Here is a 26,994-nt window from a genome sequence, read left to right on the forward strand (position 1 = left end):
GGCTCAAACTCTTTCGCCAGGTTCTCGACGTTCAGTGGCGGGGTTTCAGTCCACTGATCAATTCAGTTGGGTCATAACCAAAGCGGGTAACAACGGATGGTTAACGCGTTTGTTTCTTCAAGTTTTAAATTGATTCTCCCAGGCGTAAATACCGACTTTCAGGTGCTGGCGTTCAACGGTCAGGAGGTACTGGATCAACCGTTTTTCATTCAAGTACAAGTGACCAGCGAAAACCCGTCGCTGGAGCTTGAGGCATTGCTGCACCAGCCCGCCTACCTGGATTTCGGCGACGCTGATCAAGGCCTGCACGGTCAGGTATACGCCGTCGGTCGCGATGACCCTGGCCGCCGATTGACCCGCTATCACCTCACCTTGGCGCCGCGTCTGGCCTGTCTGGCCCATCGCTGCGATCAACGGATTTTCCAGCAACGCAGCGTGCCCCAGATCATCGCCGCGGTGCTTGAGTATCACGGCATCCTGGCCGATGCCTACCGGTTCGAATTGGGCCCGGTGATCTATCCGCCGCGTACGTTCTGTGTGCAGTACGCGGAGACCGACCTGCATTTCATCCAGCGGCTGTGCGAGGAGGAGGGGATTCATTACCACTTCCGCCACAGCGAGCATGCCCATGTGCTGGTATTCGGTGATGACCAGACGGTGTTTCGACGTCTGCCCACGCAACATTATTCGGCCAGCGGCGGGCCCGAGGCGTCGACGCGGGTTATCCAGCGGTTCGATGTGCGCCTGTCCACCCGCAGTCGGCAAACAGTGCGGCGCGACTACGACTTTGAACATCCTTCTCTGCGCCTGCAGGACAGCGCAAGTATCGAGCCCGCGCACCGGCTTGAGGACTACCGTTATCCGGCAGGATTTACCGGCCATGTTCGCGGTGCACAACTGGCCCGTCGCGGCCTGGAGCGCCATCGCAGCGACCGGCATCGTGTCTTGGGCAGGAGTGATCAGCCGCTCCTGCGCAGTGGGCACTTTCTAGAGTTGCAGGATCATCCGGACCCGTCCTGCAACGATCTGTGGCTGATCACCTCGGTCCGTCATGAAGGCTATCAACCCCAGGTGCTGGAAGAAGCCGGCGTTGATGCCGAGCGGTTTCAGGGTTACCGCAATCGTTTCACCGCGATCCCCTGGCGTTCGACGTATCGACCTCCGCTCAAGCATCCCAAACCCACCATCAACGGCAGCCAGACCGCTACCGTGACCGGGCCGGCAGGGGAGGACGTGCATTGCGACGCCTATGGCCGGATCAAAGTGCGTTTTCACTGGGACCGTCTGGATAAGAGCGATGATAAAAGCAGCGGTTGGGTGCGGGTGGCATCGGGTTGGGCGGGCGATGGGTTCGGCGCCACGATGGTCCCACGGGTGGGCATGGAGGTGGTGGTGACCTTTCTGGAGGGCGACCCGGACCAGCCATTGATCACCGGCTGTGTGCCCAATGCGCTGCACATGCCGACCTACCCCTTGCCGCAGCACAAGACCCGCAGCGTCCTGCGCAGCCGCAGTTCCCCGGGCGGCGGCGGCTTCAATGAAGTGTTCGTGGAGGACCGGCGCGGCGATGAACTCATTTACCTGCGGGCCCAGCGGGATCTGGAGCAACGGGTCGGCCATGACAGCCGCCTGGAGGTAGCGGGCGAGCGGCATGAAACCATTCACGGCTTGAGTTCGACTCGCCTGGAACATGAAGCGCACCAGCACATCGCCGGCGACCGCAAGGTGGTGTTGCAGGCCAATGACCACCTGCGTGTGCACGGCAGCCGCCACGTCCACGTTGACCGAAACCTGGTCATTGAAGCGGGGCAAGAACTCCATCTCAAGGCGGGGGCCAGCCTGGTCATCGATGCGGGCGCTCAGTTGAGTCTCAAGGCTGGAGGGGAACACTTGGTGATCCAGGCCGGCGGCATTTTCAGCAGTCGTCCCATTGTGCTGGGCGGCAGCCCTGCTATCACGCGATCGGCCACGCCATTGGCACCGGGCGAGGATATTGCAGCAGCGCCCGCCCAGGTTGACGGTCCGAAGATGTCCCCCATTCAGGGCATGATCATGAGCCTGGCCAAACAGTTGGGCGCGGACTTTTGCCCGGTGTGCACAGGCTGTGGCGAAGGTGTATGCGGTCTCAACGGGAGGGCGGCGTGATGGATAACCTGGCTCACCATTGGATGGCTCGCCAACAGCAGGCAGGGCGGCGATTGTGCCTGATGCTGGAGGGGGCAAGCCAAGCGTGCCAGTCGCTGTTGGCGGTGCGCAGCGTGTCGCAGTACCGCAGCCTTTACGCCCAGACCTCCCTGGCGGAATTGGCCGCGACAGGGCCTGTGGTCTTGCTGCTGGATCGCGTCGGCGAGCCCGCGCTGCTCAGCCTTCTGCTAACGCCACAGATGAACTGGGGCTGGCTCGGCAGTATGGCAAGCGCGGACCTGACTGACCTGACACAGCACTGGCGCGATCGGTTGCTCATCGGGCCGCAGGGGGATCAGGCGCTGTACCGCTTTTATGACAACCGCACCCTTGCACGGGCCCTCGACCATTTGGCGCCGGAGCAGTGGCCGCCATACCTCGGTCCGCTGATCAGCGTGTGCTATTGGCATGAGCAGCGCTGGCATAGCGCCGACAACCCAGCGCCCGGCGAGTACCCAGTACCCGATCCTGCGCCGTGGCTGAGCACGCCCAACCCGCAAGCCGACGCCATCCTGCACGCCAATATCCTGCGTTATCTGCTCGCCGAACACAGCGAGGACCTGGCGGCACTGTTCCAATTCCAAGACCCGCGAGTCTGGCTTTCACAGGTGCTGGAACAAGCGCGCGCTTGGCAATGGAACCGGCCGCAACAGCTGGAGTTCCTGGTGGTACGGCGCTTGGAAGAAGCCACTCGCGCCAGCAAGGTGCACTGGCCGCCCATGGCCGGAGAATTACCTGAAGACCACTTTCAACGGGTGGTGAAGCAATGGCGTTCAATGGGGAAAGCCGATGAGTAAACGAAGGTGGTGCGCACTGTTGGCGCTGAGTATGAGCGGGCTCGTGGGCTGCACGATGAAACCGCTGGACAGCTTCACGCTGGAAGTGGATTTGCCGGCGGACTTTGAACTTAAAACCGCCGCCAACTACGGGCCCGCGACAGGCGAAACCTGCACTCTACCCAGGCGTCGAGGTAAACGGCCCGAGCGGAAGGTTTTTTTTACCGACTACAAGCCGGTGGCCAGCCGGGTGAGCTATGAGCTGCCGTTGGGTGAAAGGGTGGAAGGGTGTCCGTTGGTGTTGCGTAGTGTGGAGTTGGGTTTTACCGCAAAGTGGGGAACGAGGAGTACGGATATCGGAATGGACAGTGGCGTCATTGGTGTACGAGATTGGATGGAGGGAAACGTCCCGGGTATGCCTGGCTCGGGTATTCAGGAACTGCGAGGGGAATGTCACTGGTTATTTCGGACGGCAGGTTCACAGCACGCAATTATAAAAATTCTTAAATGCAACGAGTTGGATGCGAATCATCAACTGCTGCAGACGCGACCTGGAGGCATGGTTCAACGAGATCATTTAGCGGGAAGAACACTGAGGCTGAGAATGACGCTTACTGATAAGGAGCTGCCAGCGATTGGCGACAACTGGGTCGCTGTGCCTGGCGGTTGGAAGCGGTGCAGAGGGGTTAACTTCGAAGATCGTTATGCTTTCTGCAATGGTGATTCCGCTCACTTCAAACCTATCAAGATGCCGGATGGCCGCACGTGTGATGTGTATCCATCTTGCAATTAACCAAGGAGCTGGTCATGAGTCTGGATGCACGGAAGCAACCATTTTTTAATAACAGCAGACCTGCCTGCCCGTTGCGAGGTGACTGGGTGAGCTTTCGTTTGGTCGATGAGCTCGGAGTAGGAAGCGGCTATGGCGGATTGCCCTACACATTGCACGACAGCGCAGGGCAAAGATACGAAGGCAGACTCGATGTCGACGGATTCGCCAAACTGGAAAATATGTATTGCGGCCCCGTGGTACTTATTTTCGACACTCTCTATACCGGCGTTGATCAGCTGTATCGGCGGTTAACAGCGCGAAGCAGTTATCCGTTGCCTATTACCGAACTTCAGTTTCGGGCGGAACATACTCGATTCGCCACGCCTGATGGCAGCTGTACTGAAAATAACCCTGCTCGACAGCCGGCGACTAAGTTTTATCAAGTTGAGGTGCGCGATTTAGTCCGCCACGTTGCTCATTTACCCCCGATAGCCCCTCGTACTCATCAACCGCAACGCCATGCTCTGAAAATGCTGGCTGAGCTGGGATTCGGCGCACCTGAGCCGACATTGGCGGGAGTCGTGCTGTTTCCCAACAATCACACGGTGCTGGAAGTGCGACCGCTGCGCGCTTTACGCCCAGCTCTCTCAAGTGAAGACAGCTTTAGTGCATTGAATCTGTATCAGCTGTCGTTGATCGCGGCTTTGAGTTATTGCGATTTTGGTCAGGAACCTCCTGTAAAACCCACGGATCAAGTCCATTTTCCACTGAGTCCAAGTGTCGGCAATCTATTTGCCGAACAGCTTTCCTGCTGCGTGGAAGCCTGGAAAATTGATCCAGAACAGGTACAGCGTTTTTACCCGCTTTATGAAGAGGTGCCTTATTCGCGACGGTTTGAAATCCTTCCTTTCGATCCGCAGCTGTATCCACAAAATCGTCCCGAACTCGGTAAAGAACAGGAGCACCCCGCCAGTTTGCACTTTTTTGATGACGAAAAATTCGGTACCGATACTCAAGCGTTCATTACTCATCACGACGAGGTGATCTTGATTTCCGTGCGAGGGACGTTCAGCAGCGCCGATGCAGTGCGGGACGCAAACGCCCACCAAGTGCCTTTCGCGGATGGTATCGGCAAGGCACATGAAGGTTTTTATCAGGCTTACCGTGCGATGCGCGATTTTGTGCTGAGCTATCTCAGTCAGTTTCATATAGGGCAGCGAGTGGTCATTTGCGGCCACAGCCTGGGCGGTGCTATTGCATTGCTGTTGGCAGAGGGTTTACGCCGTATTCCTGATCGCGACTACAACATCCTCCTCTACACCTACGGCGCTCCCCGCGCCGCCGATTCCGAATTCGTCGCCGGTGCATCCGCTCTGGTCCATCACCGTATCGTCAACCATAACGATCCGGTCCCCAGCGTTCCTGCGCCGTGGATGAACACTACCGCCAAACTGTGGGTTCCCGGTGCGGTCACCTTGTTCAGCGCGCCCACGCCGGGCGGGCTGTTGTTCGCGGCCGGTCTGGTACGCGTCGGTGGCAATCCTTACCAGCACCATGGCGAACAACAGCATTTCATGCCGATCACACTGCCCGACGGCACCCCGTCCTCGGTGCTGTGGAAGCCCGGTTGTGAGTCCATTCAGGAGGCCGGGGTCAACCGTGCATTGAAACTGCATGGCGACACGCCCCTGCGTGAGAATTTCTTGAGGCAACTGTTCCAGGCGAGTCAGCACTTCATGACCGCCAGTTACATCCCGGCCGCTTGGGCCACATTACGGCGTTGGCAGCAGGCCTTGGACAGTCAGGATTCGCTGGTGACCCAGCGCGAGTACGAGCTGGTGGATCGGGCGCTGGAAACCATGCGTGAGCAATTGCGCGACAAGCGGCGTGAGCTGGACCGCAGGCCTGTGCCGAATGGGCGCAGCCATGTCCCCGAACACTATCATCAGGCCCTGAACGCCGAGATCGACCGCTTGCACACTAGCCGTGGACGCCTGGAGAGCCTGCGCTGGCGTCGCCTGGAGGCACGCGATGTGTACGGCAGCCATGCGCAGTCCGTGCACCTGCAAGGCTGCCTAAACCGTTGGTTCAGCCATCGTGAAAACCGCGAGTCGCCGCCAGTGGCCAGCATCCCTGCGGCGGCGCCCAGCGAGCGGGGCAGGGCACAGCCATTGGATATCGACTCGATTGTCTGAAGCGCCGGCTTACATGAATGCGACCTGGGCCGGCTGGCGTTTCATCAGTACTTTGCCGTTGCGGATCGAGTAGAGCGGCAGGCCCTGGCTGCGGATTACCTCGTAGTCGCTGTCTGCCGAGAGGATCAACAAGTTGGCGGGGCGCCCGGGTTCCAGGCCGTAGCGCTCGCCCAGGGCCATCGCCTTGGCGCTGTTGTCGGTAACCAGGTCCAGAGCACTTTGCAGGTTGCGGTAGCCGAGCATGTGGCAGATATGCAGACCGGCTTCCAGCACGCGCAGGATGTTGCCGTTGCCCAGGGGGTACCAGGGATCGACGATGGAGTCCTGGCCAAAGCACACGTTCATGCCGGCCTCCAGTAACTCGTTCACTCGGGTCACACCCCGGCGTTTCGGAAAGCTATCGAAGCGCCCTTGTAGATGGATGCTCTCGGTGGGGCAGGAAACGAAGCTGATGCCCGAATGCCCCAGCAGGCGAAAGAGTTTGGCGCAGTAGGCATTGTCGTAGGAACCCATGGCGGTGGTGTGGCTGGCGGTGACGCGGGCGCCCATGTCGCGGCTGCGGGCTTCTTCGGCAAGCACTTCGAGAAAACGTGAGTGCGGGTCATCGGTTTCGTCGCAGTGCACGTCCACCAGGCAGCCGGTGCGTTCGGCCAGATCCATCAGGAACTTCACCGAACTCACGCCCTGGTCGCGGGTGTATTCAAAGTGCGGAATGCCGCCGACCACATCGGCACCCAGACGGATGGCTTCCTCCATCAATTCGCGGCCGTTGGCGTAGGACTCGATGCCCTCCTGGGGAAACGCCACGATCTGCAGATCGATCAGGTGTGCGCTTTCCTCGCGCACCTGCAACATGGCCTTGAGCGCCGTGAGCTGCGGGTCGGTGACGTCGACGTGGGTGCGTACATGCTGGATGCCGTGGGCGGCCAGGGCTTGGATGGTTTGTTTGGCGCGGGTGCGGGTGTCTTCCTGGGTGATCGTGGCTTTGCGTTCGCCCCAGCATTCGATGCCTTCGAACAGGGTGCCGCTCATGTTCCAGCGTGGCTCGCCGGCGGTGAGGGTGGCATCGAGGTGGATGTGCGGCTCGACAAAGGGCGGGATCACCAGGTTGCCGGCAGCGTCCAGATCATCGGCCCCCAGGGATGGCACGTTGGTTTGTGCGGTGATGCTGGCGATCCGGCCGTTTTCCAGGTGCAGATCATGCAGGCCTTCACGGTGGCGCAGGCGGGCGTTGATGATGTGCATGGGCAAGTTCCTCTTGGCTAAAAACAATCAGGCAGACAGCCGCCAGATCATCAGGGCGATACCGATGTCCAGGCGGTCATAGGCGTTGTCCAGCGTCAACCCGCACAGGGCTTCGATGCGCTGGATTCGGTGTGTCAGGGTGTTGCGATGTACGGCCAGGCGCTGGGCGGCGGCCATCAGATTACCATTCTCGTGAAACCAAGCTTCCAAGGTCGGCATCAAGCTGGGGCCGTGCTGCAAGTCGTGACGCAGCAAAGGGCCCAGGCGCTCCTTGAGGAATTGGTCGAGCAGAGCGCGATCACGCACCCCGCTGAGCAACTTGAGCACTCCCAGTTCGTCGTACACGCACAGCCCGGCGCGCTCGCGGAAGCGTCGCGCGGCGGCCAGGGCCTGGCGCGCTTCATCCTGGGCCTGGGCCAGGCGGGCCGCCGGGTGCGCGGCGGCGCTCAGGCCGATAAACAATTTGAGCGGGGCCAGGCGCAGGTTCAATGGGCTCAACCACTGCGCCAGTTGATTGCGGTTGGCCAAGGCGGCCACAGCGTCCGGCGCCGGCAGCAGCAGGGTCCATTGCCCGGCGCGGCCCAGGATCGGTACGGTCGGCGACCACTGGCGCAAACGCCGACCGATCGCGTCGTGTCGCCCCGTTAGGTGCGCCTCCACCTGCGCTGCATCACCCTGGGCAAACAGCGCTTCACTGCCCTCCAACTGCAACTGCACGACCTGCCAGTGCCCCGTCAGCGGCATGCCCAATTGCGCGGCGCGGTGCAGCAAGATGTCCAGGGACTGATAATCACCGGCCAGCAAGCGCTCCAGCACATCGTGCCGCGAGCGTCCCAATTGCTCGGACTGGATCAGCGCCGAGCCAATGGCTTGGGTCACCAGCACCATTTTCAGCGAATAGGGCTGCTCGATCAGCGGCATACCGGCAGCCGCGGCGGCTTCCAGCACGCGCGGGGGGATGGCCTGGATATACGTCGGCCCGGTGAGCACCACCAGCCCGGCGACCTGGCGTTGACAGGCCTCCTCCAGCAGTTGCAGCAGGTTGGCCTCATCGCGGGGATGGTTGATACCAGTGACAAACACCAGCTCACCGCCCAGCACCCATTCGGCGATCCCGCTGTTTTCCGCCACATAGGGCCAGCGCACGGGGTTATCCAGGCCCGTCTGGCCGGCACGCAGGGTCAGGGATTCCAAGCCCGGCAGTGCCAGCACATCGGCGACGGTCAGGCTCATGCCTGGACGTCAGCCAATGGCGCACGTACCCGCAGGAGGGCGCTCAATATGATGTAGGTCAGCGACGCCGCGACAATCCCTACCAGCGGCGCTACCCACGGCGAGTTGAAGGCCAGCACAGTGCCCACCGCGTAGGCCAGGAGCCCCGGCCAGTTGAACGCGGGCAAGCGTGTTTGCGCCAGGCGTGGGTATTGACCACGGTAGCGGTAGAAGAAGTCCGCCATGATCACCCCTCCGATCGGCGGGATCACCGTGCCTAGCAGGATCAGGTACGGCACCAGCATGTCGTACATGCCCAGCAGCGCCAGCAGCGTGCCGATCACCGCGCCGGCGAGGGTCACGGTCTTGCGGCGTTTGGTGCGCAGCAAATTGCAGCCGGCCACCGCGAAGTTATAGATGGTGTTGTCCTGGGTGCTCCAGATATTGAGCAGCAGCATCGCCATCGCGGCCATGGCAAAACCCTGCAACAGCAACACTTCCACCACATCCGGCTGCTGATAGACGATGGCGCCATAAGCCCCGATCAGCACCATCAGCCCATTGCCGACAAAGAAACCAATCAGGCTGGCCAGCACCGCCACCTTGGCCGAGCGGGAAAACCGCGTCCAATTGGTAGCCTGGGTCGCGCCGCTGACAAAGGTGCCGAACACCAGAGTAATGGCCGTGGACAGATCGAGTTGACCGGTTGGCACCACCGCCAGCAACCCTTGCAGTCCGCCGACTTTCACCGTAGCCACCCACATCGACAACACCAGCAGGATGCCCATGGCCGGCACCGCGATGTACGACAGAATCTCCAGCCCGCGATAGCCCACGTAGGCGGTGGCGCAGAACACCAGGCCGAACAGCACCATCATCACCAGCACGCTGCCCTGGCTCAGTTCGAAATACTTGCCGAGCACCACGGCGGCGGTGGCGGTGCCCCAGGCGTACCAGCCGATCTGGGTAAAACCGAGGATCAGGTCGCTGAGCTTGCTACCCACCTCGCCAAAGCAGAAACGCCCCATCAACACCGAGTTCAAACCGCTCTTGAAGGCGATATAGCCCAGGCCTGCGGCGTAAATACCCAATAGCAGGTTACCGAGGGCCACGACACCGAGCATCTCGGTGAAACTGAACGCCACCCCCAATTTGCCGCCGGCAAACATGGTCGCGGTAAAAAAAGTGAAGCCCAGCAGCACCATGGCGGTGGACGCCAGGCCTTTACGTGCATGCATCGGGACTTCGCTCAAGGGGTAGTCATTGCCGGATTCTTGCTGCGTCATGTGCCTTGCTCCCTGAATGAGTGACGCAGGCCCATTGCACCACGCGTGCCAAACCGACAGCAGTGGTGGACGCACGGCGCCGGTTGTGCAGCGTGCACAATTTTGCGCGCCAAACAGGAGGGCTAAGCTCAAAGCACTGTTCGCAATGCCCAGTAGGGCACGAAAGCGGTGCAGGGGTGATACAAAATGGATCAGTCGAACAAGGTCTGTGTGGTCTCGCCGCGATGAAACGCAAACGCCGCCTGCAGATCGCTTTCGATGGTGCGCCCACGGGACAACGGCGGCAGGTCGTCCAGGCTGAAAAAGCCCACCTCAGTGGTTTCGACACCGGCCACTGGCGCTGACTGATCGATGGGCTCACACAGGAAATACAACTTGTAGAAGTCCCGCACATCCGGCCGATACAAGCCTTTGGCTTTGTGCGTCACGCTGTACAGCGCCCGCGCCGTGACCGTCAGCCCGGCCTCTTCATAAATCTCCTTGATGATGTTTTCCGACGCCGACAGGCCAATATCGGCATAACCCCCCGGCAGCGCCCAGCAACCGTCGGTGGCTTCGCGCACCAGTAAAATCCGCTCCCCCTCGATGACGGCGCCGCGCACATCAATCATCGGTGTCGAATAGCGCTGGGCGAAATCCGGCACCAGCCCGGTGATGCGCTCCAAGGGCACATCGCCCAGCTGCGCGAGCATGCTGTGGGCGATCCGGGCGATTTCCTCCAGGCGTTCGCGCTCGAAATCATCGGTGCAAAAATGCAGCCCCGTGGACGCCAACGCTTGCAGGCGCTTGGCCTGGGCCAGCCACGTGTTCTCCATTGCATTCTCCTAGATTGCAGGCAAAAGGGCTGGCTGAAAGGGTGCAACGCCAGGCACAAAAAAACCACCGCAAGGGTGGTTTTTTTACCGCGCCGGTTTATTCGCCGCGGTAGATGCAGCCGCTGGTGCAGGTTTCGTGGATACGAATCGCGCTCAGCTCAGGCAGCAACGGTTTGAGTTCATTCCAGATCCACTTGGCCAGCACTTCGCTGGTGGGGTTTTCCAGGCCGGGAATGTCGTTGAGGTAGTTGTGGTCCAGACGTTCGTAGAGCGGCTTGAAAATCGCCTTGATCTCCGAAAAGTCGCGAATCCAACCGGTATGGGGATCCAGGTCGCCACTCAGGTGGATCGCCACCTTGAACGAATGCCCATGCAGGCGCCCGCATTTATGGCCGTCCGGCACGTGCGGCAGGCGGTGGGCGGATTCGAATGTAAATTCCTTGAAGATTTCCACAGTATTTTCAGCTCGGTCAGTATCTGGCAGGCGGCGAGTTTAACAGCTTGCTCCCTCGCCGCGCATACCGCTGGGTCACAGCGCCTGCAAGCGTTCGCCCAGGCCGCCGTTGTCGGCCAGTTGCAGAAACTCATCCCCCAGCCGCCGGCTCTCGCTCATCGCGGTTTGCCAGTACTTGTGGCGGCTCGGGTCGTCGCCCATAAAGCGTTTGAAGTCGCTGCGGTCCGGCAGTTTGCCGTGGGGCAGGCGCGCCAGGTAATCCCTTGAGGGCGCGAGCAGTAACACATCCTGTAAGCCCTGAGGGTTGCTGCGCCGCCACGGCAGGCCCTTGTCGAACCAGCCGGGGATGACCCGGTCGGTGAAGTGTGGGTACAGCACGATGTCGTCGCCGTGGTAGGGCAGGTCGAGGTGGTAGTCCAGCAGGCCGCCGTCGCGGTAGGTGCCTTGGCCCGCGCCGGGCAGGTCGCGTACGCCTTGCATCACCATGGGGATCGAGCCCGACGCCAGCAGCGCCTGGCGCAGGTTGCCGACTTCCAGTTCGAGGAAGCGCGATGGGAAGTCCTTGAGCGGATGCACCGGCGGCGGCTGGCGCGGGTCGTGGACGATCAGGCGTTCGAAGTGCCGCGACAGACGTGCGCGACCGCGCAGGTTGTCGGCAATCACCGACGACAGGCCCAGGCCCAGGCGTCCGCGATGGTCATCGGCGAGCAGGCCGTGACTTTTGACCACCATGATGTTGAGTCGATAGTCGGGGTTGTCCAGCACCCGCGCATCCCGGCCGGCCAGCAGGTCGTCGAGCATGCGCACGCAGCTTTGGCTGACTTGGGCCATGGTCACGCCTTTGGCGAAATGTTGCGCGTTGTACAGGCGACCGAGGTCCAGCAGGCCCTGCACCGGGTCGGGCAGGCATGCGCTGGCAAAGCGCCAGGAGCCGATGGACGCGCCGATCAGCGCGCGCTGCCGTGGTGCACGCGGCAGCCAGTCGCCGAACAGCGCCAAGTCCAAGCCTTGGATACCCAGGGCCTTGGGCCCGCCGGCCGCGCCGGGAAGAATGCCGACATCCGCTGGTTTTAGGCCCTGCTCACGAATGCGTGCCAACGCGCGCGTGCCGGCCTTGAGAGTCAGCGCGGGGAATTTGATGTGGATGGCTGTCATACCGATCTCTGTTGAAGCGGGTGTAGGAGCACACATGCTCGCGAAAAACGTTAACCATACCGCGCGAGTCCGGAATAAACACCGTCGTTTGTCGCGTCGGCTTGGAATTGCCATGGTGGCAATTCAGTTTCAGTTAAGTTGCAGTCGTTACCGTGTCCGGCGTAGGAAAACATTGTGTAACGGAGACTTATCATGAAGCGCCTCACAGCTCTGGTCGCCGCCGGTATCATCGCTTCCACGGCGACCCAGGCCGGAGCCGTGGACCCCGACAAACCACTGACCGTGCCTGCCACTGTTACAATTGTCGCCTTCGATCAATTGGAAGCCACCGCCCTGGCCCTGCACCCCGGTTCGACCTTACTCGACACCGACCTGGACGAGGCCTATGGCAAGTACATCTATGAAGTCGAACTGCGAGACCTCGACGGCATTGAATGGGATGTTGAATTGGACGCGCTCACCGGGCAGGTTCTCAAGAATCATCAGGATACGTAATGAAGGTAAATTTACGCGCCAGCAGCCGATGGCCGCTGGTGCTCATGGTGTTCTGCTCAAGCCTGGCGGCGCGCGACCTCAATCAAGATGAAGCCCTGGCGCTGCGGCAGCAGGGCGTGATCCTGCCGCTGGAACAGCTGTTGCAACAGGCCATGGCGCGCCATCCCGGCTCGCGCCTGCTGGAAGCCGAGCTTGAAAAGAAACACGGGCAATATGCTTATGAAGTGGAATTGGTGACCACCGACGGCGTGGTGCGCGAAATCAAGCTGGACGCCACCAGCGGCGTGCTGATCAAAGACGAGGAAGACTGATGCGCCTGCTTCTGGTGGAAGACAACGTACCCCTGGCCGATGAACTGCTGGCCGGCCTGCAGCGCCAAGGCTATGCCGTCGACTGGCTGGCCGATGGGCGCGACGCCGCATACCAGGGCCGCACCGAGCCCTACGACCTGATCATCCTCGACCTCGGCCTGCCCGGTCTGCCGGGGCTTGAGGTGCTGGCGCAATGGCGCGCGGCGGCGCTGGCCACCCCGGTGCTGGTCCTTACTGCCCGCGATTCCTGGGCCGAGCGTATCGAAGGGCTCAAGGCCGGTGCCGATGACTACCTGAGTAAACCCTTTCATCCCGAAGAACTGCACCTGCGCATCCAGGCGTTGCTGCGTCGCTCCCACGGTCAAGCCAACCAACCCACCCTGCAAGCCGCCGGCCTGCACCTCGACGAGGGGCGCCAGTGCGTGCTGCGCGATGGCGAAGAGGTCCAACTGACCGCCGCCGAGTTTCGTCTTCTGCGCTATTTCATGCTGCACCCTGAGCAAATCCTGTCCAAAAGCCATCTGGCCGAGCATCTGTATGACGGCGAAACCGAGCGCGATTCCAACGTGCTGGAGGTGCACGTCAACCACCTGCGCCGCAAGTTGGGCCGCAGCGTGATCGAAACCCGGCGTGGCCAGGGTTATCGGTTTGGCGCCAACCCCGCATGAAGTCGATTCAACGGCGCCTGAGCCTGGGGCTGATCAGTGTGATGGTGATCGTCGGCGTGGTGCTGGCGCAGACCAGTCTGTGGTTGTTCGAAGCCGGTCTGCAGCGATATCTGGAGGCAGGGCTGCGCAACGACACGGAAAACCTGCTGGTGGCACTGGTGCGCGGGCCAAACGGCGTACAGCTGGACGAGCATCGTCTGTCACCGGCTTACCAGCGGCCGTTTTCGGGACATTACTTTCGTATCGATTTTGCCGACACCCACTGGCGCTCTCGCTCGCTATGGGATCAGGAACTGCCGCGCCTGCCCGAGGCCGGTCTGAAGGGCAACCTGCAGCTGGGGCCTGAAGGCCAGCAACTGCTGGTGCTACGTTCGGACTACAAGCGCTTTGGTCAGTCGATTTCCATCAGCGTGGCCCAGGATTACACGCCAGTGCGCGAAAGCTTTCGCCTGATGCGTCAGATCGGTCTGGTGCTGGGCTTGGCGGCGTTGCTGCTGGTGCTGGTGCTACAACGGGTGACCGTGCGCCGCGCCTTGCGCCCGCTGGAAACCGCGCGCAATCAGATCGCTCAGCTGCAGCAGGGCCAGCGCTCGCAGCTCGACACTCAGGTGCCGTTGGAGCTGGAACCGCTGGTGGCGCAGATCAACCACCTGCTGGCCCACACCGAAGACAGCCTCAAGCGTTCCCGCAATGCCCTGGGCAACCTTGGCCATGCGCTGAAAACCCCATTGGCGGTATTGCTGAGCGCGGCATCCAGCGAGGCGCTCAAAGACCATCCCAAGCTGAGCGCCTTGTTGCGCGAGCAATTGGAGCAAGTGCAGCAACGCCTCCATCGTGAACTGAACCGCGCCCGCCTGGCTGGCGAAACCCTGCCCGGCGCCTTGTTCGACTGTGAACAGGAATTGCCTGGCCTGCTCGCCACCTTGAACATGATCCATGGCGAACACCTGGACCTCAGCTACCATGCCGCCCCCGGCCTGCAGTTGCCTTGGGATCGCGAAGACCTGCTGGAGTTGCTGGGCAATCTGCTGGACAACGCCTGTAAATGGGCGGACGCCGAGGTGCGCCTGAGCATTGATGAAACCCCCCACAGCTATTGGCTTGCGGTGGAAGACGACGGCCCCGGCATCCCCGAAGCCCAGCGCGATCAGGTGCTCAGCCGTGGCGCGCGCCTGGATGAGCAGATCGACGGTCACGGCTTGGGCCTGGGGATCGTGCGCGATATCGCCGAGGTGTGGGGCGGGGTGTTGCGGTTGCAGGATAGCCCCTTGGGCGGTTTAAAAGTGCTGGTCGAATTACCCAAGCGCCATGCCTGACAGGCGGCAAACGGGAGCAAGCTCCCGCCCACCCTGGGTGGCCTTCAAGCGTCAGACCCGGAACTGATCCATCAACCCCTGTTGTTGATTGGCCAGGCTGTTCAGCGCCTGGCTCACCCGCGCCGATTCATTGGCCTGTTCCGACAGCGATTCGGTCACATCGCGGATGGTCGCCACGTTGTGGTTGATCTCTTCGGCGACGGCGCTTTGCTCCTCCGCGGCACTGGCGATTTGCAGGTTCATATCGCTGATCACGGTGACCGCGTCGCCGATCTGGCGCAGTGCGGTGACGGCCTGGCCGACCTGTTCGACGCTGCCCTGAGCCTGGCGATAACTGCTGCCCATGGCACCGACCACGTCGGTGGTGCCGCTCTGCAAGTGCTCGATCACCAGGCGGGTTTCCTCCACCGATGCCTGGGTGCGTTGCGCCAGGTTGCGCACTTCGTCGGCCACTACTGCGAAGCCACGTCCGGCCTCACCGGCACGGGCGGCTTCAATCGCGGCATTGAGCGCCAGCAGATTGGTCTGCTCGGCGATGCCCCGGATCACTTCCAGCACCGAACCGATCTTCTCGCTGTTCTCCGAAAGGCCTTCGACCTGGGTCATGGCGGTGCTCATGTCCGCCGCCAGTTGACCAATATTGGCGGTGGTGCGGTCGATCACGTTGAGGCCATCGCGCGTCGCCTGGTCGGCCTCGCGCGCCGCCTGAGCCGCCTGTGCTGCGCTGCGGGCCACGTCCTGGGCGGTGGCGCTCATTTCATGGGAAGCGGTGGCCACCTGGTCGACCTGGCGGTACTGCTGCTCCATGCCGGCGCTGGTCTGGGTGGCGATCGCGGCCGACTGGTCGGCGGTGCCACGGGCGTCTTGTACCGAGCGTTTGACCTCGGCAATGATCGGCTGCAGTTTGTCGAGGAAACGGTTGAACCAGCCGGCCAGTTGCCCCAGTTCATCGCGCTTGTCATAGGCCAGGCGCCGCGTCAGGTCGCCTTCGCCGCTGGCGATGTCTTCAAGCATGTGCGCCACCCCCAGGATCGGCCGGGTCACACTGCGCGCCATCAGCCATACCAGAATCAGGCCGATCACCGCTGCCAGCAGGCCCAGGCTCAGTTCGAGCAGGGTGCCGCGCGTGTTGTCCGCATCCATTTGTGCCTTGAGGGCTTCGGCGGGACCTACCAGGACTTTTTCCGGCACGTCCAGCAACACGCCCCATGGCTTGCCGTCGGGAATCGGTGCGAACGGCGCCAGCACTTTGAGTTGATGCTCGGTGCGCAGGCTGCTGATGCCGGTGCTGCCGGCCAGGGCGCCGATCAGTTGAGCGCCGCTGCGGCGGTCGACCTGGTCCAAACGCTGGCTGAGTTTGCTGGCGTCCGCGCTGTAGCCGGCGAGCAGGCCGGTGGGGCTGAGGATGCTGACCTGTGTCTGGCCGTCGTACAGCTTGGCGCTGGCCTGTTGGCTCACGGCCTGCAAACTGTTGAGGTTGATGTCCACCGACAGCGACGCGATGACTTTGCCGTTGGCCATCAACGGAAACACGATGCTGGTCATCAGCACGTTCTGGCCGTTGATCACATAAAAGTAGGGTTCGATCACGCAAGGCTTGAGGGTGCTGCGCGGGCAGGTGAACCAGGCGTTGGCCTTTTCGCCACTGGGGCCGACGGTGGTGTCGGTCATGTCGCTTTCCGGCAATGCCATGGAGGTCAACTGGCCGGGTGTCGGCTGCGACCAATACAGGGCGAAGCGGCCCTTGTCGTTGCTGCCCAGCTCGGTTTGGCCGGCGAACAACTCATCCTTGCCGTCCAGCGCATTGGCTTCGAACACCAGGGACAGGCCCAACAGGTCCGGGTTGGCCTGCAATGCGGCTCTGACCTGGCGGGTCAGGTCTTCGCGGGTGTCGAAGGCGTCCAGAAAGCGTTTCTCCGCCTGCTCGCGCAAGAACAGCACCTGGCGGGCAAAGCCATGGCCATATTGATAAGCGTCCATGAATTGCCGACGGATACCCAGCGCCTGCACCTCGCCCTGGGCCTCGATACGTGCCTGGGCGGCTTCATTGAGCATCTGCATGCTGGAGGCTTTGACCTGCTCGGAACTCTGCGCCATGCGGTACAGCGACAAACCCACCAGCAGGCTCACGATTCCCAGCAGGCAGAGGCCGGCGAGCAGGGTGATTTTCCATTGAATGGAGAGTTGTCTGAGCGACATCGGACATCCTTACCTGAAAACACAAAGAGCCCGTTTATCGGCCGCAGAAAGATTTTCTTTATTCAAACGATCAATTTAAACCTGCCGGAGCGGCGCGTCCCTCGGCAGCGGCTTTTGACATAGGGCCGCGCCTGCTGCAAAGTGCCCGCCCTCTAATAAGACCTCCTTGAAGCCTGCACACTGGCCGCCCTCCGATGGGCCGCTGGGGCGCGGGCATGCCTGTTTTTCTGTTTCTGCTTGAGGTAATCATGATTAACGCAGTCATCGCCGCGGTCGGCACCATGCTGGTGCTTAGCCTGTCCCGCGTGCATGTGGTCATCGCCATCATTGTCGGCGCCCTGGTGGGCGGTCTCACCGGCGGCCTGGGGATCGAAGCCACCCTCAGCGCCTTCAACGGCGGCCTCGGTGGGGGCGCGACGGTGGCGTTGTCCTACGCCTTGCTCGGTGCATTCGCGGTGGCCATCGCCAAGTCCGGCCTGGCCCATGCCCTGGCCGACAAGGCCCTGCTGCTGGTGGACCGTCAGGACGCCACTGGCGGCAGTCATGTCAAATGGCTGCTGATCGGTCTGTTGTGGGTAGTGGCGATTGCATCGCAAAACATCCTGCCGATTCACATTGCGTTTATCCCGCTGCTGGTGCCGCCGCTGCTGTATGTGCTGACCAAGCTGCAATTGGATCGGCGCTTGATCGCCTGTGTGATGACCTTCGGCCTGATCACGCCGTACATGTTCCTGCCGGTGGGCTTCGGCAATATCTTCCTCAACCAGATCCTGTTGGCCAACGTGGCCAAGAGCGGCGTGGACGTCAGCCAGGTCAACGTGACTCACGCCATGGGCCTGCCGGCGCTGGGCATGGTGGTTGGCCTGCTGGTGGCGGTGTTTATCAGCTACCGCAAAAAGCGCGTGTACGACCTGGCGAAAATCGAGCGGGTCGAGCAGGTGGCGGTGCAGTACAACCCGCTGACCCTGCTGGTGGCCGGCGTGGCGATTGCCTCGGCGTTCATCATTCAGCTGTGGCTGGATTCGATGATCATCGGTGCGCTGGCCGGGTTCCTGATCTTCTCGGCCTCGGGCATTGTGCGCTGGCGCGAGACCGACGACCTGTTTACCGAAGGCATGAAGATGATGGCAATGATCGGCTTCATCATGATCGCCGCCTCGGGGTTCGCCGAAGTGCTCAAGGCCACTGGGGACGTGCGTTCGCTGGTGGAAACTTCGGCTGCGTTCATCGGCCATAGCCGTGGGGTCGGCGCGCTGCTGATGTTGCTAGTGGGCCTACTGGTGACCATGGGCATTGGTTCGTCGTTTTCCACGGTGCCGATCCTGGCCGCGATCTTCGTGCCGTTGTGCGTGCAGTTGGGCTTCAGTCCGCTGGCCATTGTGTGCATCGTTGGCACGGCGGGGGCCCTGGGCGATGCTGGCTCGCCTGCGTCGGACTCCACCCTCGGTCCGACTTCCGGCCTGAATATCGACGGTCAGCACCACCACATCTGGGACACCGTGGTGCCGACATTCTTGCATTACAACCTGCCGTTGCTGGCCTTTGGCTGGTTGGCGGCCATGACCCTTTGACCCCTGTTTCTGTAGGAAAGATTGGGTTCGCTCCTACAGAACACCTACCATCGGCCGATACCCTCTCAAGTCGCTTAATAAGAGAGAAAAGCCATGCGTCTGAGTCTGAAGGCCAAAGTCCTGTCCCTCGCCGTCGTGCCGGTGTTGCTGTTCGCGCTGGTCATCAGCCTCACCACGGTGTGGATTCTTCAGGGCCAGGCGCGCAGCGAGGTGGATGAAACCCGCCAGCGCCTGCTCAATAACGCCAAGGCCACGCTGCAAGGTTATGTGGAAGTGGCCATGAGCACCATTAAGCCGCTCTACGACGCCGCCGCGCCTGGCGATACGGCGGCGCGGGCCGAGGTGGTCAAGCTGCTGTCCAACATCAGCTACGGCAAGGACGGTTACTTCTTCGGCTACGACTCCGAGACCATCCGCCTGTTCAAGGGCAATAGCCCCGACGGCGTGGGCAAGAGTTTCAAAGACAACCGCGACCCCAATGGCGTCTACGTCAACCGCGACCTGGTCAAGGTCGGCAAGGACGGCAGCCATTACCTGCAATACAGCTCGACCCAGCCGGGGCAGACCGAACTGGTGCCCAAGCTTGGCTACACCGATTACCTGCCCAAGTGGGATATGGTCATCGGTACCTCGGTCAACCTCGACGGCATCGAAGCCCAGGTGGCGGTGGTCGAGGCCAAGGTCAAAGCGCGCATGGAAGGTGTGTTGCTGAGTATCCTCGGCGTGGCCGTGGTGGTGTTGCTGGTGATCGCCGCTGCGGGCATGGTGCTGGCCAATACCATTTTGCGTCCGTTGCATTTGATGAAAGCCAACCTCGACGATATTGCCGCCGGCGAGGGTGACCTGACTCGGCGCCTGGCCATCACCAGCCAGGACGAGTTGGGCGAGCTGGCCGGCGCGTTCAACCGGTTTGTCGACAAGATCCACGGCCTGGTGCGCCAGATCACCGAAATGACCGCGCAGCTCACCGGCCTGGTGGGCCAGGTGTCCGACCAGGCCCACCGCTCGGAGCAGGCCATGGAGCGCCAGCGCCACGAGACGGACCAGGTCGCCACCGCCATCAATGAGATGTCGTCCGCCGCCCAGGAAGTGGCGCGCAGTGCCCAGGGCGCCTCGGTGGCCGCGCAGCAGACCGACGCCGAAGGCCAGGCCGCCAAGCGCGTGGTGGACGGCAGCATCGCGCAGATCCACGCGTTGGTGAACGACATCCGCAGCAGCGGCGTGTCCCTCGACAGCCTGCAACAGGACGTGACGTCGATTGTCAGCGTGTTGAGTGTGATCCGCTCGATTGCCGAGCAGACCAACCTGTTGGCCCTCAACGCCGCCATCGAGGCCGCGCGGGCCGGGGAGGCCGGTCGTGGCTTTGCGGTGGTGGCCGACGAAGTGCGCGCCCTGGCCAGCCGCACCCAGACCAGCACCCAAGAAATCCAGGGCATGATCGACCGCCTGCAAACCGGCACCGAAGCCGCCGTGGAAGCCATGCGCCGCTCCAGCGAGGCCGGCGATGGCACCTCGGCCCAGGCCAACCAGGCCGGAGCGTCGCTGGACACCATGGCCCAGCTGATTGCCACCATCAATTCAATGAACGCCCAGATCGCCAGCGCCGCCGAAGAACAAACCGCCGTGGCCGAAGAGATCAACCGCAGCGTGCATCAGATTGCCTCGGCGGTGGACAGCGTGGCCGATGAAACCCAGCTGGGGGCCCAGACGTCGCGCAGCCTGGCAGACCTGGGCCAGCGCCTGGGGCAACTGGTCGGTCAGTTCAGGATCTGATCAAACGTCGCGCATCAACAAGCCAAAGCGCAAATCCATCTCAACGGGCAGCGGTATATACACCGTGTGCCCGTCCCCCGGCGCCACGTCGATGGCTTCGTCCTTGGCGTTGCGCAGGCCGGCCAAGTCGAAGTGAAAATTGCCGGTGGGCGTCATCAATTCCAGGTGATTGCCCACGGCGAAGCGGTTCTTGACCTTGACCTCGGCCAGCTCGCCCCGGCGTTCGCCGGTCAGTTCGCCGACAAACTGCTGGCGCTCGGAGACGGAACTGCCGTTCTGGTAGTTCTGGTACTCATCGTGGACGTGCCGGCGCAGGAAACCTTCGGTGTAGCCGCGCTGGGCCAAAGAGTCGAGGTCGGTCATCAGGTTGCGGTCGAACGCGCGACCGGCCACCGCATCGTCGATGGCGCGGCGATACACCTGGGTGGTGCGCGCGCAATAGAAGTGCGACTTGGTGCGGCCTTCGATCTTCAGCGAGTGCACGCCCATATGGGTCAGGCGCTCCACATGCTGTACGGCGCGTAGGTCCTTGGCGTTCATGATGTAGGTGCCGTGCTCGTCCTCGAAGGCGGGCATCTGCTCGTCGGGGCGGTTGGCTTCCTGTAACAGAAACACCTGATCGGTGGGCGCACCGATACCCAGGGTCGGTTCCGGCGCGTATTGCTGCACGATCTCGCCGGTGGCGTTTTCCACCGCCGGAGTGGCCTGGTACTTCCAGCGGCAGGCATTGGTGCAGGTGCCCTGGTTGGCGTCGCGCTTATTCATATAGCCCGAGAGCAGGCAGCGCCCGGAATAAGCCATGCACAGGGCGCCGTGTACAAACACTTCCAGCTCCATGGCCGGCACCTGCTCACGGATTTCGCCGATCTCCTCCAGCGACAATTCCCGCGACAGAATCACCCGGCAGATCCCTTGCTGCTGCCAGAACTCCACGCTCGCCCAGTTCACCGTATTGGCCTGCACCGACAAGTGAATCGGCATCTGCGGGAAGTGTCGGCGCACCAGCATGATCAGCCCTGGATCGGACATGATCAGCGCATCCGGGCCCATGGCGATCACCGGTGCCAGGTCCTTGAGGAAGGTCTTGAGCTTGGCGTTGTGCGGCGCGATGTTCACCACCACATAGAAGCGCTTGCCCTGGGCATGCGCTTCCTGGATACCCAGGGCCAGGTTGGCGTGATCGAACTCGTTATTGCGCACCCGCAGGCTGTAACGCGGTTGGCCGGCGTACACCGCATCGGCGCCGTAGGCGAAGGCGTAGCGCATGTTTTTCAGGGTGCCGGCGGGAGCGAGCAGTTCGGGGGCGATAACAGTGGGCATGGCGTAGGGTCGCAAAAAGGCGCGAGGGTAGTGCAGGGCGGGCGCGGGGTTATTGATCCAGGTCATTTTTGTATCGCTGTGTATCCCCAGTTGCTGTGGATAAACACCGATTGATACGCGGCGATTTGCGACACAGGCGCGATACCTGCGGCCTTTCTAATCGGTTCCAACGAGGCACACCGCCTCGCCTCAACCGGGAGCCTATCGCCATGAACACCAAAGCCCTCTATGCCGCCTGCCTGTTCGCCGCGCTCAATATCTGCACCTTGTCAGCGCGCGCTGAAGCCAGTGCCAATCAGCAGACCTACACCTACGGCACGCACTTGGATATCCGCAAAGTACTGTCGATCACTGAAGACGCCGGGCCGACATGCGGCGTGGTGGGTGCGCGGATGACCTACCTCGATTCCAACGGCATCACACAGGTCCTGAACTACCAGAAAGTGTCCGACGCCTGCATCGGCGACAACTGAGTCCGCCATGCGCGGCCAAAGGTGAACATCATGCTATTGATCGCATTCCTGGGCGGCATTCTGACCGTCCTCAGTCCTTGTATCCTGCCGGTGGTACCGTTTTTGTTCGCCGGTGTCGATCGCACGCGTCGCTCAATCCTGCTGACCCTCGGCGGCATGGCACTGACCTTCGCGCTGATCGCCAGCCTGGCGGTGGTCAGCAGCGAATGGGTGGTGCGCACCAACGCCACCGGCCGGCATGTGGCGTTGATTGTGATGGTGCTGTTTGCGCTGTCGTTGATATCCGCGCGGATCGGTGGCTGGTTGGCGCGCCCCTTCGTACTGCTGGGCAATCGCATTGATCCCGACAGTCGGGCGCTGTCGGGACCGCTCAAGTCGCTGCTGATCGGGGTCGCCACAGGCTTGTTGTGGGCGCCGTGCGCCGGGCCGATCCTTGGGGTGATCCTGACCGGTGCAATGCTGCAGGGCGCCAATGCGCAGACCAGCTTGTTGCTGCTGGCTTATGGCTTGGGCAGCGCGCTGTCCCTGGGCACACTGATCTTCGCCGGACGTAGCCTGGTAAACCGGCTCAAAGCATGGATTCCGCTTACCGGTTGGCTGCGGCGGTGCGCCGGGGTGGCGGTATTGGCGGCTGCGGTGCTGATAACTACCGGGGCCGACCGAACCCTGCTGGCCCGCACGTCTTCCGAGGGCGTCAGTCGCCTGGAGAGCGGCGTGCTGGAAAACGTGCCCAAGGTGGTCGATTACCTGGTCAGCAAGGTCAAGGCCGAGCCGCTGGCCGATAGCGATCAAGGTGCGATGCCGTCGTTGTCCGGCGCCGTTGAATGGCTCAACTCGCCGGAACTGACCCCGCAGGCGCTCAAAGGCAAAGTGGTGCTGGTGGATTTTTGGACCTATGACTGCATCAACTGCCAGCACGCCCTGCCGTATGTCAAAGCGTGGGCTGAGAAATACGCCAAAGACGGCTTGGTAGTGATCGGTGTCCATACACCGGAATACGGGTACGAGCGCATCATCGACAACGTGAAGGCCCAAGTGCGCAAACTGGGAATCACCTACCCGGTGGCCATCGACAATAACTACGCGATCTGGCGCAACTTCGACAATCAGTACTGGCCCGCCCATTACCTGATCGATGCCAAGGGCCGCATACGCTACAGCCACTTCGGCGAAGGTCGCTACGAAGCTCAGGAACGGATGATTCGGGAATTGTTGGACGAGGCCAAGGCAGGCGTTTCGCCCCCATGAAGAGGGCGGTTTGCGGGGGTGCGATAAATAAGGGCACTCCCAGGTTTCGTCGCGGACTAAGCATCAGGGCCTACACAGGCCCATTGCTTTTCTGACATGGACCGGACATGAACCAAACCACCCTGCAATTCAAAACCCTGTTGTTACTGCTGGTCCTGGTGACCGTTGCCTTTATCTGGATATTGCTGCCGTTCTACGGCGCGGTGTTCTGGGCGGTGATCCTCGGCATTATCTTTGCGCCCATGCAGCGCCGCCTGCAGCTCAAGTTCGGCTGGAACCGTAACCTTACCTCCCTGACCACCCTGACTGCGTGTTTGATCGTCGCGATTTTGCCGGTGATCATCACCAGTGCCTTGTTGGTACAAGAGGGGGCCACGCTGTACAAGAACATCGAAAGCGGCAAGTTGGATGTGGCGGGCTATATCGAGCAGTTCAAGAATTTCCTGCCGCCGTATTTCCAGCATCTGCTGGATCGCTTCGGCATGGGCAACCTGGAAGGGCTGCGCGAGAAGATCGTCAAGAGTGCGATGCAGGGCAGCCAATTCTTTGCCACCCAGGCGTTCAGCTTTGGCCAAGGCACGTTCGATTTTCTGGTGAGTTTTTTCATCATGCTGTATCTGCTGTTTTTCTTTCTGCGCGACGGCCCGGAGCTGGTACGCAAGGTGCGCACCGCAGTGCCGTTGGCTGAACCGCAAAAGCGTCGCCTGCAGCTTAAGTTCAACCGCGTGGTGCGGGCCACGGTCAAGGGCAACGTGCTGGTGGCCGTGACTCAGGGCGCGTTAGGCGGGTTGATTTTCTGGTTCCTGGACATTCCCAGCGCGCTGCTATGGGCGGTGCTGATGGCATTTCTTTCACTGCTGCCGGCGGTGGGCGCGGGCATTGTATGGGGGCCGGTGGCGGCATATTTCCTGATGAGCGGGGCGATCTGGCAGGGCGTGGTGCTGGCGTTGTTCGGCGTGTTTGTGATCGGCCTGGTGGACAACGTGCTGCGCCCGATCCTGGTGGGCAAGGACACCAAGATGCCGGATTACCTGATCCTGATCTCGACCCTGGGCGGCTTGTCAGTGTTTGGCCTTAACGGGTTTGTGATCGGCCCGCTGGTGGCGGCGCTGTTCATGTCTAGTTGGGCGCTGTTTGTCGAGAGCAAGCCGCGGGTCAAGTTGCCATTGCCGTAAACCGGTAGCGTCAGGCTTCCAACTGGTAGGCGGTGGCTTTCAATTGGTGTTCGGCGGCTTTGAGCGATGTCAGCGGGCCGGTGATCGGCTCGCCTTCGCGTACCAAGTACCAGCAAGCCAACACCCCCGAGGCGCGCAGAGCGGCGGGGACGGCACTGCCGATGACGGACATGATATGTACAGTGGGCATAAGGACCTCCAATCGTGGTAGGGGTCACCTTAAGGGCCATGGCGGCTGAGGAAAAATCAACTGTCTCGATAGTCGACATTGATGCCACGCGTCAGTCCACCACTTGATCCAGCATGCTCACCACTTCCTGCTCACTGAGCAGCCCCTTGCGCACCAGGTTCTCCGCGAGCAAGGCGAGGAACTTCGCGCTGCGGTGACCTTCCAGGTGCTTGAGTTCGGTCAGGGCACTGTACACCTTGCTGGAGGTGCAAAGGCCGGCGGTACGGTGTGGGTTTTGTGTGGGCATGGTTAATCGTCCTTAATTGTTATTGGGTGGACAGGCTCGATAGTGAAAGGGTTATGTGACGCAAACATGACAGCGCGAGCCCTGTTCGAGCAAGTAGACATTGGTGTCTATCATGTGCGATTGCGCACCAGACAATGTCTCCATTGCGACCTTGACGCGATAAAACCGGACTCGGCGCAAAAAAAAAGGCCTCGCACGATTGCGAGGCCAGTTTCAGATCGAACAGTTACCAGCCACGACGGTAGTAACCATGGGGCGGGCCATAGTAACCGCGCGGTGGGCCGTAATAGACCGGCGCCGGGCGGTAATACACTTGCTGTTGCACATACACAGGCGGCGGTGGCGCGTAGTAGACCGGCGGCGGAGCGGCGTAGACAGGCTGCGGCTGCACATACACCGGTTGCTGCACGTAGACTTCGCGGGGTTGGCTGGCCACCACCGAGCCCACCACGGCGGCGCCGACCAACGCACCCAAGGCAGCCGGCCCCGCCCATCCACCACCGTGGGCGGAGGCTTGGCCAGCCATAGCGAGTGCACCTACCAGCAAGGCGATCTTGGGGATTGTACGAATCATGGTCATTCCTCGGTTAGCCCCTGCGCTCGTGTCCTGCCATCAATGGACTCAAGTCATGTCGCGGGGATACTTTTAAGACAACGTATTTCTGAAAAACAGCACGGCCGCTAGGTAAAGGTTGTGTAAGGTCTGTACCGATTTGCTTACTCACAGGAGTTTTCCATGCAGATGCACCCCAACAAGGACACCCAGCTGTGCATGTCACTGTCGGCGCGCCCCGGTAATTTCGGCTTGCGGTTTCATAACCATCTGTACGAGCAGTTGGGTCTGAATTTTTACTATAAGGCCTTCAGCAGCCAGGATTTGCCCGGCGCGATCGGCGGTATCCGGGCCTTGGGGATCCGGGGTTGCGGGGTGTCCATGCCATTCAAGGAGGCGGCCATTGCCTTGGTGGACGAACTCGACGATTCGGTTCAAGCCATCGATTCGTTGAACACCATCGTCAACACCCACGGCCATCTCAAGGCCTATAACACAGACTACATCGCCGTCGAGCAACTGCTGAAAAAGCATGCGGTCCCCCAGGATTCCACCTTCGCCCTGCGTGGCAGTGGCGGCATGGCCAAGGCCGTGGCCAGTGCCCTGCGCGACGGTGGCTACGCCAACGGTGTGATCGTGGCGCGTAACGAGAGAGCGGGGCGGGCGCTGGCCCAGCACCTGGGGTACGCCTGGCAGGGGGATATGACCGGCCTGCGTCCGCAAATGCTGATAAACGTCACGCCCATCGGCATGACCGGCGGCGCGGAGGCGGAGGCATTGGCGTTTGACGCAGACATCATCGAGACTGCGCGGACTGTCTTCGATGTGGTGGCGATTCCCGCCGAAACACCGTTGATTGTGCATGCCCGAGCCAACGGCAAACAGGTGATTACCGGGTTGGAAGTGATCGCCATCCAGGCGTTGGAACAGTTCGTGCTCTATACCGGTGTGCGGCCGACCCAGGAACAATTCGAAAAAGCCGTGGCCTTCGCCCGTCTCTAAAAAAGCACCGGGAAGCTGGATATAGGTCGATCAGACATGAAGGTATTGATCGTCTCACCACCCTCGGGGGCAAGCCCCCTCCCACAGGTTTGACCGCGTTCACTCGAGCTCGGTGGCCCAACGGTCGGCGCGCCAAGCTCAAGGCAAGCGCAGATCCAAGGTGGGAGGGGGCTTGCCCCCGATATAGGTCTATCAGGCAATGAAGGTATTGATCGTCTCACCGCCCTCGGGGGCAAGCCCCCTCGCACAGGTTTGACCGCGTTCACTCGAGCTCGGTGGCCCAACGGTCGGTGCGCCAAGCTCAAGGCAAGGGCAGATCC

The 26,994-nt window shown here is 61.5% G+C and carries 25 protein-coding genes and 1 pseudogene; 14 read left to right on the forward strand and 12 right to left on the reverse strand.

The window, feature by feature from the left end:
- Positions 1–96 precede the first annotated feature (96 nt).
- From QRN41_RS17745 to QRN41_RS17760, 4 genes are read left to right on the forward strand one after another with little or no spacing between them, the layout of a single operon-like run.
- Entirely contained in the window at positions 97–2,145 is a 2,049-nt protein-coding gene (locus tag QRN41_RS17745) for a type VI secretion system Vgr family protein (RefSeq protein ID WP_167417966.1), read from the forward strand.
- On the forward strand, positions 2,145–2,981 hold the full coding sequence (locus QRN41_RS17750; protein WP_167417995.1) for a DUF4123 domain-containing protein: 837 nt from the start codon (positions 2,145–2,147) through the stop codon (positions 2,979–2,981). The genes QRN41_RS17745 and QRN41_RS17750 overlap by 1 nt, the downstream gene beginning before the upstream one ends.
- Positions 2,974–3,753, forward strand: coding sequence for a hypothetical protein (locus QRN41_RS17755; RefSeq protein ID WP_167417965.1), 780 nt, complete (start codon positions 2,974–2,976; stop codon positions 3,751–3,753). Before QRN41_RS17750 ends, QRN41_RS17755 begins: the two co-directional genes overlap by 8 nt.
- A gap of 14 nt (positions 3,754–3,767) precedes the next feature.
- Complete coding sequence (locus QRN41_RS17760; protein ID WP_167417964.1) at positions 3,768–5,927, forward strand: lipase family protein; 2,160 nt, start codon at positions 3,768–3,770, stop codon at positions 5,925–5,927.
- Between the two features lie 9 nt (positions 5,928–5,936).
- Here QRN41_RS17760 and codA read toward each other — a convergent pair whose 3' ends face one another.
- The 6 genes from codA to QRN41_RS17790 form a co-directional block, all read right to left on the reverse strand.
- On the reverse strand, positions 5,937–7,172 hold the full coding sequence (codA, locus tag QRN41_RS17765) for a cytosine deaminase (RefSeq protein ID WP_094066346.1): 1,236 nt from the start codon (positions 7,170–7,172) through the stop codon (positions 5,937–5,939).
- A gap of 27 nt (positions 7,173–7,199) precedes the next feature.
- Entirely contained in the window at positions 7,200–8,405 is a 1,206-nt protein-coding gene (locus tag QRN41_RS17770; RefSeq protein WP_034137711.1) for a PucR family transcriptional regulator, read from the reverse strand.
- A complete protein-coding gene (gene codB / locus QRN41_RS17775) occupies positions 8,402–9,670 on the reverse strand; it encodes a cytosine permease (RefSeq protein ID WP_034137712.1) in 1,269 nt (422 codons plus the stop codon). Before codB ends, QRN41_RS17770 begins: the two co-directional genes overlap by 4 nt.
- 191 nt (positions 9,671–9,861) lie before the next feature.
- Complete coding sequence (locus tag QRN41_RS17780) at positions 9,862–10,485, reverse strand: NUDIX hydrolase (RefSeq protein ID WP_099313195.1); 624 nt, start codon at positions 10,483–10,485, stop codon at positions 9,862–9,864.
- A gap of 97 nt (positions 10,486–10,582) precedes the next feature.
- Positions 10,583–10,939, reverse strand: coding sequence for a 6-carboxytetrahydropterin synthase QueD (gene queD / locus QRN41_RS17785; protein WP_003173033.1), 357 nt, complete (start codon positions 10,937–10,939; stop codon positions 10,583–10,585).
- Between the two features lie 75 nt (positions 10,940–11,014).
- Positions 11,015–12,094 carry a patatin-like phospholipase domain-containing protein gene (locus QRN41_RS17790; RefSeq protein ID WP_034112872.1) on the reverse strand — a complete coding sequence of 360 codons (1,080 nt, stop codon included), beginning with the start codon at positions 12,092–12,094 and terminating at the stop codon, positions 11,015–11,017.
- Positions 12,095–12,286: 192 nt separating this feature from the next.
- On the opposite strand from QRN41_RS17790, the gene QRN41_RS17795 reads away from it, so the two are divergent.
- Genes QRN41_RS17795 through QRN41_RS17810 form a run of 4 tightly spaced genes read left to right on the forward strand, consistent with a single transcriptional unit; the run spans position 12,287 to position 14,884 of the window.
- A complete protein-coding gene (locus QRN41_RS17795; protein ID WP_034137715.1) occupies positions 12,287–12,589 on the forward strand; it encodes a PepSY domain-containing protein in 303 nt (100 codons plus the stop codon).
- The gene (locus tag QRN41_RS17800) at positions 12,589–12,900 is read left to right on the forward strand and encodes a PepSY domain-containing protein (RefSeq protein ID WP_034096846.1); all 312 of its coding nucleotides are present in this window, start codon (positions 12,589–12,591) and stop codon (positions 12,898–12,900) included. Before QRN41_RS17795 ends, QRN41_RS17800 begins: the two co-directional genes overlap by 1 nt.
- A complete protein-coding gene (locus tag QRN41_RS17805; protein ID WP_034096847.1) occupies positions 12,900–13,568 on the forward strand; it encodes a response regulator transcription factor in 669 nt (222 codons plus the stop codon). The genes QRN41_RS17800 and QRN41_RS17805 overlap by 1 nt, the downstream gene beginning before the upstream one ends.
- Positions 13,565–14,884: a sensor histidine kinase gene (locus tag QRN41_RS17810; protein ID WP_167417963.1), complete on the forward strand. Its 1,320-nt coding sequence runs from the start codon at positions 13,565–13,567 to the stop codon at positions 14,882–14,884. Before QRN41_RS17805 ends, QRN41_RS17810 begins: the two co-directional genes overlap by 4 nt.
- 51 nt (positions 14,885–14,935) lie before the next feature.
- Here QRN41_RS17810 and QRN41_RS26360 read toward each other — a convergent pair whose 3' ends face one another.
- Both QRN41_RS26360 and QRN41_RS26365 read right to left on the reverse strand, forming a co-directional pair.
- The gene (locus tag QRN41_RS26360) at positions 14,936–15,691 is read right to left on the reverse strand and encodes a methyl-accepting chemotaxis protein (RefSeq protein WP_375538221.1); all 756 of its coding nucleotides are present in this window, start codon (positions 15,689–15,691) and stop codon (positions 14,936–14,938) included.
- A gap of 102 nt (positions 15,692–15,793) precedes the next feature.
- A pseudogene (locus tag QRN41_RS26365) lies at positions 15,794–17,083 on the reverse strand (methyl-accepting chemotaxis protein); the annotation flags it as partial.
- A 251-nt stretch (positions 17,084–17,334) separates the two neighbouring features.
- Here QRN41_RS26365 and QRN41_RS17820 point away from each other — a divergent pair.
- Both QRN41_RS17820 and ctpM read left to right on the forward strand, forming a co-directional pair.
- Positions 17,335–18,654, forward strand: a complete 1,320-nt coding sequence (locus QRN41_RS17820; RefSeq protein ID WP_162276719.1) for a Na+/H+ antiporter family protein — start codon at positions 17,335–17,337, stop codon at positions 18,652–18,654.
- A 93-nt stretch (positions 18,655–18,747) separates the two neighbouring features.
- Positions 18,748–20,427 (forward strand): methyl-accepting chemotaxis protein CtpM, encoded by a 1,680-nt coding sequence (gene ctpM / locus QRN41_RS17825; protein ID WP_167417961.1) that lies wholly within the window; start codon positions 18,748–18,750, stop codon positions 20,425–20,427.
- On the opposite strand, the gene trhP is transcribed toward ctpM, so the two are convergent.
- On the reverse strand, positions 20,428–21,747 hold the full coding sequence (trhP, locus tag QRN41_RS17830; RefSeq protein ID WP_167417994.1) for a prephenate-dependent tRNA uridine(34) hydroxylase TrhP: 1,320 nt from the start codon (positions 21,745–21,747) through the stop codon (positions 20,428–20,430).
- A gap of 209 nt (positions 21,748–21,956) precedes the next feature.
- Here trhP and QRN41_RS17835 point away from each other — a divergent pair, with 209 nt between their 5' ends.
- The 3 genes from QRN41_RS17835 (at position 21,957) to QRN41_RS17845 (ending at position 24,643) form a co-directional block, all read left to right on the forward strand.
- Positions 21,957–22,220, forward strand: a complete 264-nt coding sequence (locus QRN41_RS17835) for a DUF2790 domain-containing protein (protein ID WP_167417960.1) — start codon at positions 21,957–21,959, stop codon at positions 22,218–22,220.
- Positions 22,221–22,250: 30 nt separating this feature from the next.
- Positions 22,251–23,468, forward strand: coding sequence for a cytochrome c biogenesis protein DipZ (locus tag QRN41_RS17840; RefSeq protein WP_167417959.1), 1,218 nt, complete (start codon positions 22,251–22,253; stop codon positions 23,466–23,468).
- A gap of 107 nt (positions 23,469–23,575) precedes the next feature.
- A complete protein-coding gene (locus tag QRN41_RS17845) occupies positions 23,576–24,643 on the forward strand; it encodes an AI-2E family transporter (protein ID WP_167417958.1) in 1,068 nt (355 codons plus the stop codon).
- 10 nt (positions 24,644–24,653) lie between these two features.
- Here QRN41_RS17845 and QRN41_RS17850 read toward each other — a convergent pair whose 3' ends face one another.
- From QRN41_RS17850 to QRN41_RS17860, 3 genes are all read right to left on the reverse strand, one after another.
- Positions 24,654–24,833 carry a hypothetical protein gene (locus QRN41_RS17850; RefSeq protein WP_167417957.1) on the reverse strand — a complete coding sequence of 60 codons (180 nt, stop codon included), beginning with the start codon at positions 24,831–24,833 and terminating at the stop codon, positions 24,654–24,656.
- A gap of 91 nt (positions 24,834–24,924) precedes the next feature.
- Positions 24,925–25,119 carry a hypothetical protein gene (locus tag QRN41_RS17855; RefSeq protein ID WP_034137721.1) on the reverse strand — a complete coding sequence of 65 codons (195 nt, stop codon included), beginning with the start codon at positions 25,117–25,119 and terminating at the stop codon, positions 24,925–24,927.
- Positions 25,120–25,345: 226 nt separating this feature from the next.
- Positions 25,346–25,699: a hypothetical protein gene (locus QRN41_RS17860; RefSeq protein ID WP_034096854.1), complete on the reverse strand. Its 354-nt coding sequence runs from the start codon at positions 25,697–25,699 to the stop codon at positions 25,346–25,348.
- A 156-nt stretch (positions 25,700–25,855) separates the two neighbouring features.
- Between QRN41_RS17860 and QRN41_RS17865 the strand changes: the two genes are divergently transcribed.
- A complete protein-coding gene (locus tag QRN41_RS17865) occupies positions 25,856–26,674 on the forward strand; it encodes a shikimate 5-dehydrogenase (RefSeq protein ID WP_034137722.1) in 819 nt (272 codons plus the stop codon).
- Positions 26,675–26,994 lie beyond the last annotated feature (320 nt).

Origin of the sequence: Pseudomonas sp. efr-133-TYG-23, from assembly GCF_030209215.1 — a bacterium.
In the GTDB taxonomy this organism is placed as follows: Bacteria; Pseudomonadota; Gammaproteobacteria; order Pseudomonadales; family Pseudomonadaceae; genus Aquipseudomonas; species Aquipseudomonas rhodesiae.

What these genes read in the sequence shown, in the direction of transcription:
- QRN41_RS17860 (WP_034096854.1), bottom strand. Translation starts at nt 25,699, where the DNA reads ATGACCATGATTCGTACAATCCCCAAGATCGCCTTGCTGGTAGGTGCA.
- QRN41_RS17780 (WP_099313195.1), bottom strand. Translation starts at nt 10,485, where the DNA reads ATGGAGAACACGTGGCTGGCCCAGGCCAAGCGCCTGCAAGCGTTGGCG.
- QRN41_RS17790 (WP_034112872.1), bottom strand. Translation starts at nt 12,094, where the DNA reads ATGACAGCCATCCACATCAAATTCCCCGCGCTGACTCTCAAGGCCGGC.
- trhP (WP_167417994.1), bottom strand. Translation starts at nt 21,747, where the DNA reads ATGCCCACTGTTATCGCCCCCGAACTGCTCGCTCCCGCCGGCACCCTG.
- QRN41_RS17755 (WP_167417965.1), top strand. Translation starts at nt 2,974, where the DNA reads ATGAGTAAACGAAGGTGGTGCGCACTGTTGGCGCTGAGTATGAGCGGG.
- QRN41_RS17745 (WP_167417966.1), top strand. Translation starts at nt 97, where the DNA reads ATGGTTAACGCGTTTGTTTCTTCAAGTTTTAAATTGATTCTCCCAGGC.
- QRN41_RS17805 (WP_034096847.1), top strand. Translation starts at nt 12,900, where the DNA reads ATGCGCCTGCTTCTGGTGGAAGACAACGTACCCCTGGCCGATGAACTG.
- QRN41_RS17840 (WP_167417959.1), top strand. Translation starts at nt 22,251, where the DNA reads ATGCTATTGATCGCATTCCTGGGCGGCATTCTGACCGTCCTCAGTCCT.
- QRN41_RS17835 (WP_167417960.1), top strand. Translation starts at nt 21,957, where the DNA reads ATGAACACCAAAGCCCTCTATGCCGCCTGCCTGTTCGCCGCGCTCAAT.
- QRN41_RS17850 (WP_167417957.1), bottom strand. Translation starts at nt 24,833, where the DNA reads ATGCCCACTGTACATATCATGTCCGTCATCGGCAGTGCCGTCCCCGCC.
- QRN41_RS17750 (WP_167417995.1), top strand. Translation starts at nt 2,145, where the DNA reads ATGGATAACCTGGCTCACCATTGGATGGCTCGCCAACAGCAGGCAGGG.
- QRN41_RS17845 (WP_167417958.1), top strand. Translation starts at nt 23,576, where the DNA reads ATGAACCAAACCACCCTGCAATTCAAAACCCTGTTGTTACTGCTGGTC.
- QRN41_RS17760 (WP_167417964.1), top strand. Translation starts at nt 3,768, where the DNA reads ATGAGTCTGGATGCACGGAAGCAACCATTTTTTAATAACAGCAGACCT.
- QRN41_RS17855 (WP_034137721.1), bottom strand. Translation starts at nt 25,119, where the DNA reads ATGCCCACACAAAACCCACACCGTACCGCCGGCCTTTGCACCTCCAGC.
- QRN41_RS17800 (WP_034096846.1), top strand. Translation starts at nt 12,589, where the DNA reads ATGAAGGTAAATTTACGCGCCAGCAGCCGATGGCCGCTGGTGCTCATG.
- ctpM (WP_167417961.1), top strand. Translation starts at nt 18,748, where the DNA reads ATGCGTCTGAGTCTGAAGGCCAAAGTCCTGTCCCTCGCCGTCGTGCCG.
- QRN41_RS17810 (WP_167417963.1), top strand. Translation starts at nt 13,565, where the DNA reads ATGAAGTCGATTCAACGGCGCCTGAGCCTGGGGCTGATCAGTGTGATG.
- codA (WP_094066346.1), bottom strand. Translation starts at nt 7,172, where the DNA reads ATGCACATCATCAACGCCCGCCTGCGCCACCGTGAAGGCCTGCATGAT.
- QRN41_RS26360 (WP_375538221.1), bottom strand. Translation starts at nt 15,691, where the DNA reads ATGGAGCAGCAGTACCGCCAGGTCGACCAGGTGGCCACCGCTTCCCAT.
- QRN41_RS17770 (WP_034137711.1), bottom strand. Translation starts at nt 8,405, where the DNA reads ATGAGCCTGACCGTCGCCGATGTGCTGGCACTGCCGGGCTTGGAATCC.
- codB (WP_034137712.1), bottom strand. Translation starts at nt 9,670, where the DNA reads ATGACGCAGCAAGAATCCGGCAATGACTACCCCTTGAGCGAAGTCCCG.
- QRN41_RS17865 (WP_034137722.1), top strand. Translation starts at nt 25,856, where the DNA reads ATGCAGATGCACCCCAACAAGGACACCCAGCTGTGCATGTCACTGTCG.
- QRN41_RS17795 (WP_034137715.1), top strand. Translation starts at nt 12,287, where the DNA reads ATGAAGCGCCTCACAGCTCTGGTCGCCGCCGGTATCATCGCTTCCACG.